The sequence below is a fragment of the Actinoplanes sp. OR16 genome, from assembly GCF_004001265.1.
GTDB lineage: Bacteria > Actinomycetota > Actinomycetes > Mycobacteriales > Micromonosporaceae > Actinoplanes.
The window spans coordinates 3,880,806-3,894,733 of record NZ_AP019371.1; the positions used below are offsets into that span (position 1 = coordinate 3,880,806).

Annotated in this window: 14 protein-coding genes; 5 read left to right on the forward strand and 9 right to left on the reverse strand. The window is 70.4% G+C overall.

What is annotated here, in order from left to right:
- Window position 1: 1 nt before the first annotated feature.
- Entirely contained in the window at window positions 2–667 is a 666-nt protein-coding gene (locus tag EP757_RS18035) for a succinate dehydrogenase cytochrome b subunit (RefSeq protein ID WP_255435667.1), read from the reverse strand.
- Window positions 668–813: 146 nt separating this feature from the next.
- On the opposite strand from EP757_RS18035, the gene EP757_RS18040 reads away from it, so the two are divergent.
- From EP757_RS18040 to EP757_RS18050, 3 genes are all read left to right on the forward strand, one after another.
- The gene (locus tag EP757_RS18040) at window positions 814–1,752 is read left to right on the forward strand and encodes a LysR family transcriptional regulator (protein WP_127547563.1); all 939 of its coding nucleotides are present in this window, start codon (window positions 814–816) and stop codon (window positions 1,750–1,752) included.
- 17 nt (window positions 1,753–1,769) lie between these two features.
- Window positions 1,770–2,513 (forward strand): class I SAM-dependent methyltransferase, encoded by a 744-nt coding sequence (locus tag EP757_RS18045; protein ID WP_127547565.1) that lies wholly within the window; start codon window positions 1,770–1,772, stop codon window positions 2,511–2,513.
- A 138-nt stretch (window positions 2,514–2,651) separates the two neighbouring features.
- Window positions 2,652–4,367, forward strand: a complete 1,716-nt coding sequence (locus EP757_RS18050) for a substrate-binding domain-containing protein (RefSeq protein WP_127547567.1) — start codon at window positions 2,652–2,654, stop codon at window positions 4,365–4,367.
- Between the two features lie 23 nt (window positions 4,368–4,390).
- Here EP757_RS18050 and EP757_RS18055 read toward each other — a convergent pair whose 3' ends face one another.
- The 8 genes from EP757_RS18055 to EP757_RS18090 form a co-directional block, all read right to left on the reverse strand.
- Window positions 4,391–5,815 carry an NAD(P)/FAD-dependent oxidoreductase gene (locus EP757_RS18055; protein WP_127547568.1) on the reverse strand — a complete coding sequence of 475 codons (1,425 nt, stop codon included), beginning with the start codon at window positions 5,813–5,815 and terminating at the stop codon, window positions 4,391–4,393.
- Between the two features lie 534 nt (window positions 5,816–6,349).
- Window positions 6,350–7,414, reverse strand: coding sequence for a glycosyltransferase family 2 protein (locus EP757_RS18060; RefSeq protein WP_127547570.1), 1,065 nt, complete (start codon window positions 7,412–7,414; stop codon window positions 6,350–6,352).
- Complete coding sequence (locus EP757_RS18065; protein WP_127554300.1) at window positions 7,411–8,142, reverse strand: carotenoid biosynthesis protein; 732 nt, start codon at window positions 8,140–8,142, stop codon at window positions 7,411–7,413. Before EP757_RS18065 ends, EP757_RS18060 begins: the two co-directional genes overlap by 4 nt.
- Entirely contained in the window at window positions 8,136–8,699 is a 564-nt protein-coding gene (locus EP757_RS18070) for a GNAT family N-acetyltransferase (RefSeq protein WP_127547572.1), read from the reverse strand. Before EP757_RS18070 ends, EP757_RS18065 begins: the two co-directional genes overlap by 7 nt.
- A gap of 2 nt (window positions 8,700–8,701) precedes the next feature.
- Window positions 8,702–9,298: a monooxygenase gene (locus EP757_RS18075; RefSeq protein ID WP_232050559.1), complete on the reverse strand. Its 597-nt coding sequence runs from the start codon at window positions 9,296–9,298 to the stop codon at window positions 8,702–8,704.
- Window positions 9,299–9,374: 76 nt separating this feature from the next.
- Entirely contained in the window at window positions 9,375–9,845 is a 471-nt protein-coding gene (locus tag EP757_RS18080) for a YbaK/EbsC family protein (protein WP_127547576.1), read from the reverse strand.
- The gene (locus EP757_RS18085) at window positions 9,838–10,659 is read right to left on the reverse strand and encodes an SDR family NAD(P)-dependent oxidoreductase (protein ID WP_127547578.1); all 822 of its coding nucleotides are present in this window, start codon (window positions 10,657–10,659) and stop codon (window positions 9,838–9,840) included. The genes EP757_RS18080 and EP757_RS18085 overlap by 8 nt, the downstream gene beginning before the upstream one ends.
- 12 nt (window positions 10,660–10,671) lie before the next feature.
- On the reverse strand, window positions 10,672–11,841 hold the full coding sequence (locus EP757_RS18090; protein WP_127547580.1) for an MFS transporter: 1,170 nt from the start codon (window positions 11,839–11,841) through the stop codon (window positions 10,672–10,674).
- A gap of 69 nt (window positions 11,842–11,910) precedes the next feature.
- Here EP757_RS18090 and EP757_RS18095 point away from each other — a divergent pair, with 69 nt between their 5' ends.
- A complete protein-coding gene (locus EP757_RS18095) occupies window positions 11,911–12,870 on the forward strand; it encodes a winged helix-turn-helix domain-containing protein (RefSeq protein ID WP_127547582.1) in 960 nt (319 codons plus the stop codon).
- Between the two features lie 410 nt (window positions 12,871–13,280).
- Window positions 13,281–13,856 (forward strand): SAV_6107 family HEPN domain-containing protein, encoded by a 576-nt coding sequence (locus EP757_RS18100; RefSeq protein ID WP_232050560.1) that lies wholly within the window; start codon window positions 13,281–13,283, stop codon window positions 13,854–13,856.
- Window positions 13,857–13,928 lie beyond the last annotated feature (72 nt).

Here is a 13,928-nt window from a genome sequence, read left to right on the forward strand (position 1 = left end):
TTCACTTCACCAATCCGAACGTCACCGCGAACGGCACCGAGAGGTACGCGACCACCAGAACGACGGCGAGCACGAGCGCGACGGTCTGCGCGATGCGCTGGCCCTTCGCGGTCTGCTGGCCCAGGGTGCGTACGGCGCTGAAGATGCCGTGCCGCAGGTGGAAGCCGACCATGACCACCGAGACGACGTAGAACAGCGTCACGTACCAGCGCTCGGGCGTGAAGTCCGCGATCACGTTGGCGTGCGGGCGGGAGGAGTCACCCTCGGGGTTCAGGTGACCGGTCGTCAGGTCGAGGATGTGGTAGATGATGAACAGCAGGACGATCACGCCGCCCCAGCGCATGGTCCGGGCGGCGTAACTGCCCTGGATCTTGGGCCGGTGCGCGTACTTGACCGGCCGGGCCCTCTTCGCCCGGATGGTCAGCTGCGTGGCCGTCCAGATGTGCGCGATGATGGCGACCAGCAGGCCGATCCGCATGATCCAGAGGAACCACACGTCCGGGAGCAGCGGCGTGCCGATCGTCCGCAGCCAGTGCGCGTAGTGGTCGAAGTCCTCATTGCCGATGAAGATCTTCAGGTTGCCGGCCGCGTGCGCGAAGAGGAACAGCACCAGCGCGATGCCGCTGACCGCCATGATCAATTTAAGGGCGACCGACGAGGGTCGCACCGACTTGCGCGGAGCGGGGCGTGCCGTTGCGCCCGCTGCGTTAGTCGTCTTGGGAATTGGAGTGTCTACCGCCACAACTTGGAAGGTAGAAAGTCCCGAGTCATTCGTCTAATGCATGATCGGGCGGTTGTTCATAGCGGTAGTCTATTAACGTGCAGCTGCAACAACTCAGGTACTTCGTAGCGGTCGCAGAGACCAGGCATTTCACTCATGCGGCGGATATTCTGGGCGTCTCGCAGCCTACTTTGAGTAAGCAGATTCACACCCTGGAGTCCTCACTGGGGGCGCCGCTGTTCGAGCGGATCCGGGGTGCGATCGCCCTCACCGTCGCCGGCGAGACCCTGCTGCCCCTCGCGCAGCGCATGGTCGCCGACGCCGACGCGGCCCTCGACGCGGTCCGTGACATCGTCGGGCTGCGCCGCGGCGAGGTGCGGCTGGGCGCCACACCGAGCCTCTGCTCCTCGCTCGTGCCGGGGATACTGCGGACGTACCGCGAGGAGCACCCGGACATCCAGCTGCACGTGAGCGAGGGCAGCTCGCAGGACCTGATCGCCAATCTGCTGGCGCACGCGCTCGACCTGGCGCTCATCGTGCAGCCCGAGCACGGCGTCGACCCGACCCTGGAGACGACCGACCTGCTGCGGGAGAGCCTCGTGGTCGCCTCGGTCCTGGACGGCCCGGCCCCGACCGTGGCCCGCCAGCTGGACCTGGTCGAGCTGAAGCACACGCCGATGGTGATGTTCCGGAAGGGCTACGACATCCGGGACGTCACGCTGCACGCCTGCGAGCGGGCCGGGTTCACGCCGAAGTTCGCGGTCGAGGGCGGCGAGATGGACGCGGTGCTGGCCTTCGTCGAGGCCGGGCTCGGGGTCGCGCTGGTGCCGAGCATGGTGCTGGCCAACCGTCCGCTGCTGCGGGCCACCCCGCTCGCGCCACCGGGGATGCGCCGGACCATCGCTCTGGCGCAACGCCGGGGCGCGGTGCTGCCGCACGCCGCTGCCGCGTTGCGCGAGGTGGTGACCGATCACATAGCGTCCGGGAGGCTCCCGTTCGGAGTCCGTGCACTGTCCACTTCGGGTGGTTGACGGCTAGCATCCCCCTTGTGTGGCATGGCGAGTACCGGCATCCCCGGCTGGTCGAGGTCTACGACGCCGAATGCCCCTGGGGCTGGGACGACGACTTCTTCATGGCCGTGCTCGCCGAGCACTCGGCGCCGCGCGTCCTCGATCTCGGCTGCGGCACCGGCCGGCTCGCGATCGCGATGGCCGCCGCCGGTCACGCTGTCACGGCTGTCGATCCGGCCGGACCGGCCCTGGACGCCGCCCGCCGCAAGCCCGGCGCCGCGCTCGTCCAGTGGATCGAAGGGTCGATAGGCGAACTCGGCACGCGGGAGTTCGACGCCGCCTTTCTCACCGGGCACGTCGCGCAGTTCTTCGTTACTGATCAAGAATGGTCATCGCTGCTGCATGCGGTGCGCCGCGCGCTGGACGAAGGAGGACGGCTCGTCTTCGACAGCCGGGACCCGGAGGCGGCTGCTTGGGAACAGTGGAATCCGGATGAGTCGTGGCGATCCATCGTGCTCGGCGACGGCGGTGTCGTCGAGGCGTGGACCGAGGTCGCGTCGGTGTCCGGGGGAGTGGTCTCGCTCGCGCACCACTACCGGTTCTCCGACGGCGAGAAGCTCACCAGCCAGGAGACACTGCGTTTTCGTACGGCGGAAGAGCTGCGTGCATCGCTGCATGCTGCCGGATTCCGGGTGGAGCAGATCTACGGCGGGTGGGGCCGTGAGCCGGTCGGCCTGAGCGACGACGGTGAGTTGATCGTGATCGCGGCCGCATTCTCGTGATCTTTATTAGTTCGATCTTGGTAGATGCTTAATTGATCTCGGTAATGTGCCGAGATGCCGTCAGAGTTATTGTGAAACGTGAATCCCGGGCTAGTATCCGCCACGCATCGTGTCGAACTTTACGACGGGTAAGGTGGCATGTCCGACAACGAGTGGCCAAGGGAGTTGCCGGCCGGCCACGGTGAGTGGAGTGAACCTCCGCACCGTCCCCGGCGGGCACTTCTCGCGGCAGCGCTGGTCCTCGCGGTTCTCGCGGCGGCCGGCGGTCTCACCTGGCAGCTGATGAGAAACGGCGCCAGCGCGCCGGAGGCGGAGCCCACCGCCGCGCCGATACCCTCGGCGTCCTCACCGAGCGTGACCCCCTGTCCCGCCCCGGAGTTGAGCGTCGTCGCCGCTCCGGAGATCGAGCCGCTGGTCCGCGAGGCGGCGGACACGCTCAATCCGTCGAAACTGCGCTGCCCGCCGGTCGTGGTCCGCGCCGAGGAGCCCGGGACCACGGCGGTGGCGAAGAAGCGGCCGGACGTCTGGATTCCGTCGAGCAGCGCCTGGCTCACCGTCGCGGCCGGGGCCAACGGGACCTTCAGCGCCTCCGGCAAGCCGATCGCGTACTCGCCGGTGCTGATCGCCGCGCCCGAGGGCATCGCCACGCTCTACGCGAAGGACGGCGCCACCGCGTGGACCGGGCTGATCAAGGGAGCGACCGAAAACCGGTTCCCGACGATCACCATGCCGGACCCGCTGCGGACCACCGCCGGCCTGCTCAGCGTGCACGCCGTGCACGCCGCCACGGCACGGACCACCTCCGACGCCGGGATCGCGCGGCTCCGGGCGCTGACCCTGCGCAGCCGGCTCGAGGAGGCCTTCGCCGACCCGGTCCAGCTGCTCGACCGGATGGGGCGGGAGACCGACCCGACGACCGCGGTCTACGACATCGGCGTCTTCCCGGTCCTCGAACAGCAGCTGAAGGCGTACCAGGATGTGAAGCACCAGATCCGGCTCGCCGGTTTCCCGCCGGCCGACGGCCGGGTCGAGGCCGACTACCCGTTCGCGATCCGCAAGGGCGCCGACAAGGACCTCGCCGCCCAGCTGCGCGCCGCGATCAGCAAGCCGGCCGTGGCGGCGGCCGGCTTCCGCACCGAGCCGACAGCCGGCGTGCTGGAGTTGCCGGATTCGGTCAGCGAGCTGCTCACCCCGGCCCAGCAGTGGGCGCAGTACAAGGACGTCGCCTTCCAGGTCCTCCTCCTGATCGACTCGTCCGGCTCGATGAACGAGGCGATCACCGGGACGGGCGGAAAGAAGGGTACGAAGGCGTCGCTGCTGCGCGAGTCCGGAGCGAGCGCCGCCGAGTTGTTCAGCGACGACACCACGATCGGCATGTGGTACTTCGGCACCGCGGCCCGCAACGGCCCGGCCCACACCGAGGTCGTCCCGTACGGGCCGATCACCGGGAAGGTCGAGGGCGACTCCCGCCGGGAGGCCCTACAGGCGCAGATCAGCGCGTACAAGCCCGAGCAGAGCGCCGGGACCCCGCTCTACCAGGCCGTTCTCGACGGCGTGGCGGCGATGCGCAACCAGGTGAAGAAGGAGACCGCGTCGGTCGTCGTGGTGCTGACCGACGGCGCCGACGGGGGCACCCGGTTCGCGATGTCGAATGACGCCTTCCTGAAGAAGCTGGCCGCCACCCAGGACCCGGCCAGACCCGTCTCGATCATCGCGGTCGGCTACGGGCCGGACGCGAACATGGGCGCGCTGAACGGGATGGCCAAGGCGAGCGGCGGCAAGGCGTTCGCCGCCCGCAACCCGGCCGACCTGGCATCGGCGATGGCCCAGGCGTTCCTGGCAGCCCACGCCTGATCGTTTGCCGCGCCCGCGGGCGATCAGGCCGGGCCGATGCTGTCCGCGACTATCTGGGCGGACAGGGTCACCATCGGGAGGCCGCCGCCGGGGTGGACCGAGCCGCCGACCAGGTACAGCCCTTTGACCGGGCCCTGGTTGGACGGTCTCATCAGCCCGCCGGCGGTGCCGTAGATCGAGCCGCCCGGCGCCGACGTCAGATCGGCGGGGGTGCGGATCTCCATGAACTCCAGCCGGTCCCGTACGTCAAGCCCCCGTGCGGCGAGCACGTCCAGGATGTGCCGGCCGTAGGCGTCCGCCAGCCCGGGCCGGGTCCAGTCCACTGCGGACCGGTCCCGGCCGTGTCGCGGAGCGTTGACGAGCACGAACCACGCTTCGTGACCCTCCGGGTGGACCGCCGGATCCTCCGCGCGGGTCACGAAGATCGCCGGGTCGTCCACCGGGCGTGGCCGCCGCGACGCCGAGCCGAAGATCGCGTCGAACTCGGCGTCGTAGTCCGCCGGGAAGAACACGGTGTGGTGTGCCAGCGACGGGGTCTCGCCGCGTACGCCCAGCAGCAGCACGAACCCGCCCAGGCTGCGGTCGGCCAGGGCGGCCAGGCGGTCCGGGGTGGGCAGGAGATCGCGGTACAGCACTGAGGCGTCCACATTGGAGACCACGGCGTCCGCCCTGACGAACTCGCCGGACTCCAGGCGCACCCCTCGCACGGCGCGGTCCGCTTCGATGTGGGCGACCGGCGAGCGGAGCTTCACCCGTACCCCCAAATCGGCGCACCGGGCCGCAAGCGCATCACCCAGCGTGCCCAATCCCCCCGGCAGATACCACCCTCCGTGCGTGAGCTCCGCGTAGGGGATCGCCGCGAGCGCCGCAGGCGCGCGACGCGGATCCGAGCCGGTGTACGTCGCATAGCGATCCAGCAGCATCCGCAGCCGTCGATCCCGCAGGTGGGTGCGGCCCAGCGACCGCAGCGACCGGCCCGGTGCGATCGCCGCGAGATCACCGAGCCGCCAGGAGAGCCGGGCCAGTGTCGCCGCGTTCACCGGACGCCGCAGAACCGCATCCCACGACGCCTGCCAGATCCTTTTCGCCCGGCGCCAGAACCGATCCCAATCCTCGGCGGCCTCCTCACCGAGAGCCTCGGTGATCCGCTCCAGGAACACACTGTGCACCGACGACGAGTCGAGCACCGTCCGGTCCGCGAACACGTGCCGCACCACCGGATCCAGCGGCTGCGGCCGGAGATCCAGATCCAGGTCGTCGAACACCTGCGGCAGCGTGAGCAGGCTCGGCCCGGTGTCGAACCGATAGCCGTCCCGCTCGAAGACGGCCAGTTTGCCGCCCGCCTCCGCCGCGCGTTCGTGCACCTCGACCCGATGCCCCGCAGCCGCCAGCCGCACAGCAGCCGCAAGCCCTCCGACGCCGGCGCCGATAACCACGATGTCGCTCACCCTGCCATGATCCGCTTTCGCTCCTAAGACCTCTTCATCGGTACGGGCATGGCCGCCACCCGAGAGCACCACACCGTCCCGTGATGCCTCGACACCTGCGGCCACGCCCGCCCGGCGCACCCCGCCGCCGGCCCCGGTGCACCCTCACGGTCACCCCGCCACCCGACCCTCACCCCCTCCAAGATCCCCGTCAATGAGCGCGCGGTTCCCAGATCGCCGGTCGGTGGGCATGCGCGATTCCCAGATCGCCAGAGGGGCGGGCGAGTTCCGAGGGTCGCCTGAGAGTGAACGCACGTGGTTCCACCGTCGCTGCTCCCGTGCGGCCAAGATCCCGGCCGGCCGTGAGTTGTTGTGGTTCGGGTGGCCCGGGAGCAGCGGTAACCCACGGCTGGAGTCTGCCGGGCGTGCGCTCAGCCACGATTGTCGCTCTGGTGTACGACCATCCCCCGGTCGGCTGTACACCACAGGCGCGGCTTGGTTCGGCTCACACGGCCATAGGAGAGCTCACCACTGCCATAGGGGAGCTCACCACGGCTAAACGGGACGGCCTCGCCAGGACAACGTGTTGCGGGATCGCCGGTGGAAGGAGCGGGCCACCAGGTAGGCGAACAGGATCACTGACAGCGGATGGAGCCACGGGTCGGGGAAGAGGCGGCCGCCCGTTGCCGCGGCGGTGATGGTGCGGCCGGTCACGCCGAGGAGGTAGGCGATCGCAGCCCACGCCGCTGTCGCCGGGAAGGCGATGAGGGCGGGCGGGACGGCGTACAGGAGGAGGAGAAGGACCACGACGCAGGCCGCACCGGGCGCTGAGCCGAAGGAACGCCAGAGGGATTTGCCGTAGCCGTCGGCGAGGTCGCGCCAGGTGTCGTACATCGTGCAGGTGGCCAGGGCGGAACCGTCGGCGAGGGCGATGCGGCCGCCGGAACGTTTCACGGCGCGGGCGAGGCCGATGTCTTCGAGGACGTCGTCGCGGACTGCTTCGTGGCCGCCGGCGGCGTGGTAGCCGGCACGGTCCAGTACGAGCCATTGGCCGCCGGCTGCTGCCAGGGACGGGCGGGGGGAGCGTTCCATGGCGCGCAGCGGGAGGAAGGTCAGCCACGACCACTGCAGCAGCGGCTGGACCAGGCGGCCGGCGCCGGTGATGCGCGGGTACGGGGACAGCAGCGTCACCCCGGCGCTGCGCAGCAGTGAGGTGGCGCCGGCTATGGCGTCGGGTTCGAGGACCACGTCGGCGTCGACGAAGACGAGGATGTCGGCGTCGCCCGCGGCGGCGGCCAGCTGGCGGCAGGCGTTCGGTTTGCCCAGCCAGCCGGGTGCGGGATCGGTTCCTTGCAGGAGATGGACGCGGTCACCGGCGATCTCCCGGACCACCGCGGAGGTGCCGTCGGTCGAGTTGTCGTCGAGGACGTGAATCGTCAGATGAGGGACGCCACGCTGAGCCAGCAGCGACTCCAGGCACGGGGTGACCCGATCGGCCTCGTTGCGCAGCGGGAGGAGGACGGCGACCCGCTCGTCGGTGGAGCGACCACGACGAGGACGGCGCAGCAGGAAGGCGTTGACAGCCGTATGAACGGCCAGAAGAAGGAGCACGACGATCATCGGCGACGCAATGTCAGGAGAAGGGGCAGCACCGCCGCGCCCATCAGCACCCCGCCCCAGATCGCCGAGTACGGCAGGTCCAGGAACACCGCGTGGGCCAGCACCGACGAGAAGTAGGTCCAGATCCAGAGCGCGTACATGACACCGTCGGAGGGCGAGGGGTCGGAGCGGCGCAGCGCGTACGACAGAGCGGTCATCAGCACGACGGCGAATCCGAGCCAGCCCAGATAGTTCCCGATCGGGATGCCGGGCACGCCGGGCAGCGCCGGCACCGGGTCGTGCCACCGCCAATACCCCTCGGCCACCATCTGCGGGTCGAGGAAGAGGTCCCATGCGGCGAGCCCGGCCGCTGCCAGCGCGATCCGGGCCGTGCGGGAGCGGGTCACGCGCACCGCGGCGAGCCAGGCCGGCCAGGCCATCCAGGTCCAGGCGAGCGGGATGATCAGGGGGACGCCGAGGACCTTGGGGCCGAGTTCGCCGGAGTAGTCGTAGGTGCCGAACGGGAAACCGGTGGCGACGCCGATCGCCTCGACAGCGAAGCCACCGGCGGTGGCCGTGCCGACGAGGGCGGCGACCGCGCGCGGGCCACGGGACACCCAGGCGTGCGACACCGAGAGGGCGACGCCGAGGAGCACGGTGGCGACGGTCAGTCCGGCGCGGACGTCGCCGCTGGTGAGCGGGTAACAGATCTGGGCCAGGACGAGGACGCCGAACAGGTATTTCAGGATCGCGCTTCCTCCGGCAGGGAGGCGAGCGGCAGCTCGCGGCCGAGGATGGCGAAGGCGCGTTCGTCGCCGGGGAACCAGAAGTGCCGCAGCACGTCGGTGAAACCGAACCGCCGGTAGAGCCGCCACGCGCGGGACGCCTGCTCGTCGGCCTCCGGTGTGGACAGCAGGACGGTGCTGCCCTTCGCCATGGCGAGCAGGGCGCGCAGTTGCCGGGCGCCGACGCCGTGCCCCTGGGCGACCGGGCGTACGTGCAACTCGACCACTTCGAAGCAGTCGCCGAGCCACTGCCGGCGTCCGGGCTCGTCGAGCGCCGCGCGGACCTGGTCGTGCCACCACTGGCCGGCGATGGAGGTGTAGCCGTACCCGAAGCCGGCGACCTTCCCCTCCGGGGTGAGCGTCGCGACCGCGCGGAAGCCGGGCCGGCGCACGTGGGAGCCGATGTAGCCGCGCCGGGTCTGCAGCAGTTCGGGCCGGTAGCCCATCGCCTCGCCGTAGACCGCGATGACGTCGTCGAGCCGTCGCAGCAGGTCGTCCGGCTGCCAAGCTACGAGCCTCATGCTTACGTATGCTCCCATCCAAGGACAGACCGGTCGCCGTTGACGTCGAGCACCGCGAAACGGGCGAAGAGCTCCTCGGCGTACCACCGGTCTGCCGGGGTACGGGCGATCGCGGCGCGGTGCTGCGGCTGACGGTACGCGAACGCGGTGAGGTCCGTGGCGCTGCGCCATACGCTGACCGTGCCCTGCCAGCCGATCGGCGCCTCACCGATCCCGAACCGGGCCAGCAGCCCCGGCGCGGCGTCCAACTCCTGCGCGACTCCGGGGATCGCCGTCCAGAACCGCAGGGCGCGGGTGGGACGCAGGCGGGCACGGGTGATCGCCAGGATCGGGCCGTCCGCCTTCCGCCCGGTCGGCCGGAACGGGACCCTCCCGGACCACTGGCCACGGCTGATCAGCGGTTCCAGGTCGACGCGGGCCTGCGACACGGCGATGGAGTCCCAGGCCGGGTAGCGCACCGGGCGGTCACTGACCGAGATCGCCGCCCAGCGCGTCAGATCGGAGTCTCCGGGTCCGAAGGTGCGGCCGGTTCCCGTACCCAGGAATTTGGCGAAACGCACGCCCGGAAGGTCTCGCCGGGAGAAGGCCATGCGCAGCATGGCGGAACCGACGGCGCGGCGGGGGATGCGCCAGACGTGCAGGCTGACGCGATTCTCATCCTGGGTAGGAGCAGTCTCAGGCAACGGCGGCCGGTGTCCCGCTGGTCACCCGGACCAGCTCGGTATAGGTGATCGGGAAGACCGACTGGGGTACGCCGGCCGCGGCCCAGACCACGGGGTACTGCTCGAGGTCGACGTCGATCAGGGTCCGGACCGGCTTCGGGTGCCCGAGCGGCGCGACGCCGCCGATGGCCTGCCCGGTGTGCTGCCGGACGAACTCGGGGGTCGCACGCTTCAGCTTCGTGACGCCGAGCAGGAGGGCCACCTTGGTGGTGTCGACCCGGTGCGCGCCCGAGGTCAGGACCAGCAGCGGCTCACCGTCGGCGTCGAAGATCAGCGAGTTGGCGATCTGGCCGACCTCGATGCCGAGCGCGGCGGCGGCGAGGGCGGCGGTGTGGACTGCCTCGTCCAGGATGACGATGTCCGCGCCGGCGCCCGCGCTCTCCAGGGCATCACGCACTGCGGTCACATTGGGATGATCAAGCACTTTTCACTCCCGTAGCCTCGGCGCTTCTCTCCCAGAGCTTGGCAGCCAGTTCCTGGTCGCGAGCGTGCGGGGCGGGGGTGGCGGTCTGCCGGCCCACGTAGTACCCGCCCTGGACCAGATCGGCCGCCGGCGCCGTCGCCAGCCAGACCAGCAGTTCACCGGCCTTCTCCGGGGTGACGAGACCGGGCGCGTACTTGTAGAACAGCCTGGTCACCCGGCCCACGCCGAAGTTGCTGCGGACCACGCCCGGATGGAACGAGACGCTCGTGATGTCCGGCCAGCGCCGCGCCGCCTCCGCCGTGAACAGGATGTTCGCGGCCTTGCTCGCCCCATAGGCCTGCCACGAGCTGTACTTACCGGGGTCGCCGGCCAGAGCATCAGGATCAGGCTTTCCCTGTACGTGGGCCCGCGACGCGGTGTTGACGACCCGGGCACCCCGCAACCGCTCCCGCAGCAGACTCGTCAGGAGGAAGGGCGCCAGGTGGTTGCCCTGGACGGTCGCCTCGAAACCGTCGGCCGTCCTCGTGTAGCCGCCGACCATCCCGCCGGCGTTGTTAGCCAGCACGTCGATCGCCGGCAGGTTGGTCAGCAGATGGTCGGCCAGGGCGCGGACCTCGTCGAACGACGCGAAGTCGGCCCGGAACCGGCCCGGCTCACGGCCGCCGCCGGCGTCCCGTACCCGGGCCACCGCATCGGCGAGCCGCTGCGGGTCACGGCCCACCAGGACGACCTCGTCGCCCATCGACGCGAACTGCTCGGCGGCGGCCAGGCCGACGCCGGAACTCGCGCCGGTCACCACGATCGTCCGTCCCATGCGGGTCTCCTTCTATACGGGTGCGGGTGTCATCATCTTTCCCTTTTTCAATGCCGGCGCCAGCGAAAGAGTCACGGCTGTCGAGGCCACCGCCATCACGGTGATACCCGTAGCCGGGGAGGTGTACTGCGCTATCGCTCCGGCCAGCGCCGCACCGACCGCCTGCATCGTCAGCATCCCCGACGTGTGCAGGCCGAGCGCCTGGCCCATCGCCTCGGGCGGGACCAGCGCCACCAGGCGTTCCTGGAGTAGCAGCGTGGAGCAGTATCCGATGCTCGCGACGGCGACGGCGAGCGCCGCGATCGGCAGGGCGGGATCCAGGGCGAAGACCAGATACGGTACGGCGAGAAGCAGTCGCAGGTACGGCGCCAGCCTGTCCCGCCACGACGGGGTGAGGAACCGCCCGGCCAGCACGTCACCGGCGAGCATCCCGGCCGCCGCCGACGCCAGCAGCACACCCGCGCCGGTCGGGGACCAGGGGACGAAGAGGGCCTCGCAGCCGACGATCAAGCCGTTCGGGACCCAGAGGCCGGCGTAGACCGGGCGTACCGATGGAATGGACCACAAGCGACGGTTGACCCGCCAGGTCTCCGCGACCGAAGGCCGCCCTGCCGCGCGCGGAGCGCGGCGGGTGAGACCCAGCCGGGCCATCACTGCCGCCGTGAGGTGCAGGGACGCGCCCACCAGCAGGGTCTGGCCCGGCGAGATGGCCGTCACCAGCAGGCCTCCGGCGGAGAAGCCGACGATCTGCATCGTGCCGACGGAGATGTTGAGTGCCGAACGTCCTAATAGGTAGGAGCCGTCCGGGACGATCTCGGTGAGCAGGCCGGCGCGGACGCCACCGGCGATCGAGCTGGTGAGGCCGAGGGCGAGTAGGCATCCCCAGATGGCGATGTCTCCCGACATGGCGGCGATCAGAACGGCGTTCACCGCGGCCAGGGAGCTGAGCGCTGCCCTCGGTGGCAGGCGGTCGGCGGCCGACATCAGCAGGGTCGCGCCTATCAACTGGGCCAGCGACGGTCCGAACATCGCCAGGGCGGCCAACAGCGGTGAGCCGGTGCCGGCGTAGACCGTGGTGGCCAGGGCCAGGCCGCTTATCGTGCTCGCGGCGTTCTGCACGCAGGCGGTGGTGAAGAGGGCGGTGAACTCCCGGCTCCGGAACAGATCGCGGTAGGTCTGCATGGTCGCTGAGTCTTCGGTGAGTGGCGCATCTCCGGTTAATGTTTCGCGTGACGGCGAAAGGTTGATCCCGTGGGCTTCTGGAACGTCGACGCCGACACGCTGGCCGGCAGCCGGTTCGTGGTGTCGCCGATGGCCGAGACGTTCGCCGGGTTGATCTGCCTGCACCGGACCACGGCCGATCTCTCCCGGGAGCTCCGGGGCGCATATCGGGCCCGGCTCGCCGCGGATCCGGTCGACGCGGCGGTGATGGATGCGGTGCTGCGGCCGCGGTGGATCGCCGACTTCGCGTCGCCGGTGCCGCTCGGGACGTCGTTCGCCGAGGAGGCCGCCGTGGTGCGGGCGGCGTCTCCCGCGCGGGTCCGGGCGGATCTGATCACGGCTTTCACCGCCGGTCGTCCTTCTTCGTCATCTTTTGCGCTCTCCCCTCTACTGGACCGGGACGACCTCGCTGATCGGGTGGCCGATCTCCTGACCTGGGTCTGGGAGCATGTCGTGGAGCCGGACTGGGAGCAGCGCCGTCGGCTGATCCTGGAAGCCGACGTCGTCGCCCGGACCCGGCAACTCACCCTCGAAGGCTGGGCCGGCGCGCTGGATCGGATGCGGGACGGGATGCGCTGGCTGGGCGAGGGACGACTCCAGATCAACGTGCTGAACCATCCGCCGAAGGACATCTCCGGCACGGGGCTTTCCTTCGTACCGGTGACCATGAGCCGTGGCTGGGTGGCGCGGTCGCCGGGGCGGCACGCGGTGATCTATCAGTGCTCAGGTCTGCTGGCCTCGCCGGACGCCTCGCTGCCCGGCGCGCTGGGGCGGCTGCTCGGCGAAGGGCGGGCGCGGGTGCTGCTGGAACTGGGCGCGCCGAAGAGCACCACCCAGTTGGTCGCGATCACCGGTCAGGGCCTCGGCTCGGTGGGCCGGCACCTGAAGATCCTGCTGGAGGCCGGGCTGGTGCTGCGGCGGCGGGCTGGGAGGAGTGTTCTGTACGCCCGGACGCCCGTCGGTGACGCTCTCGTTCTCGCGGCGCGCTGACCCTCCCGGCGTTTCGATCATCCGTTCGAAAAAGTGGCGGTGACCCGCCCCTGAAGGTTGCGATTTTGTCGTACGGGGGTGCTAGTCTTTGCCGTAGTTAGAACGGATGTTCGAAAGAGCTTCCGCTCTGACCCGGGAGGGTGTTTCGCGGCTCGTCTCCCGGAGTGACGCCCGCGAAGCGTCACACGTGAGACCTGGGTTTTCGCGGGCCCGGGTCCGCACATGGCAGGCCGTCGCTCGCTGCCCCCGACCCCCGGTGGCGGGCGGCGGACCCGCCGACGGTGCCGGCCGGGTGTGGTGTGGGGAAGCTCTGCACCCGGCCGGCGTACCGAGGTGTCACCGCTGCGTCTTCCTCCGCGGCACACGGTTCGACCACATGTCGGATGCGGAACAGGCGAGGAGATACGAGCATGGCGAGCACCACGGCCTCCGGGCTCAGGCCGGTTCCCGGTCCGGGGCCGGCGCCCCACGCGGCCGGCTCCAGCGCGGTCACTTCCAGTGCGGCCGTTTCCAACACGGCCGTTTCCAGCACGGCCGTTTCCAGCGCTGCCGGCAAGACCGAGACGCCGGCGGTTCCGGCGCACATGCTGCCGCATCGCACTCCCGCACAGTTGCTGGCCATCGCCCGTGCAGGTCTGAACGAGGCGGCGCACACGACTCCCGACGGCCTGCGTTACGCGGCAGCCCACCTCGCTGCCCTGCGTGCGGCAGCGGCCCTGCTCGCCGCCCGAGCCCGGCCCTCGGCATCCGGCCGCCGAGCTCGCGAGACGAGCGTCTGGTCGCTGCTCTCCCTGGTGGCACCCGAGTTCAGCGACTGGGCCGGCTATTTCGCCCTGGGCGCGGGCAAACGGGCGGCCGCCGAGGCGGGCATCCCGCGCGTGGTGAGCGCCCGCGAGGCCGACGACCTGCTGCGAGCCGCCGAACAGTTCGTGGCCGTCGCCGAGTCCTCCCTCGGCCTGACCTACCAGCCGCCGCTGGCCGCATGAACTGACCTTTCAGCCGCCGGCCGCCCTCGGCCGCTCGTGCGGCTCGACCTTTCAGCCGCCGGTGATCGCGCG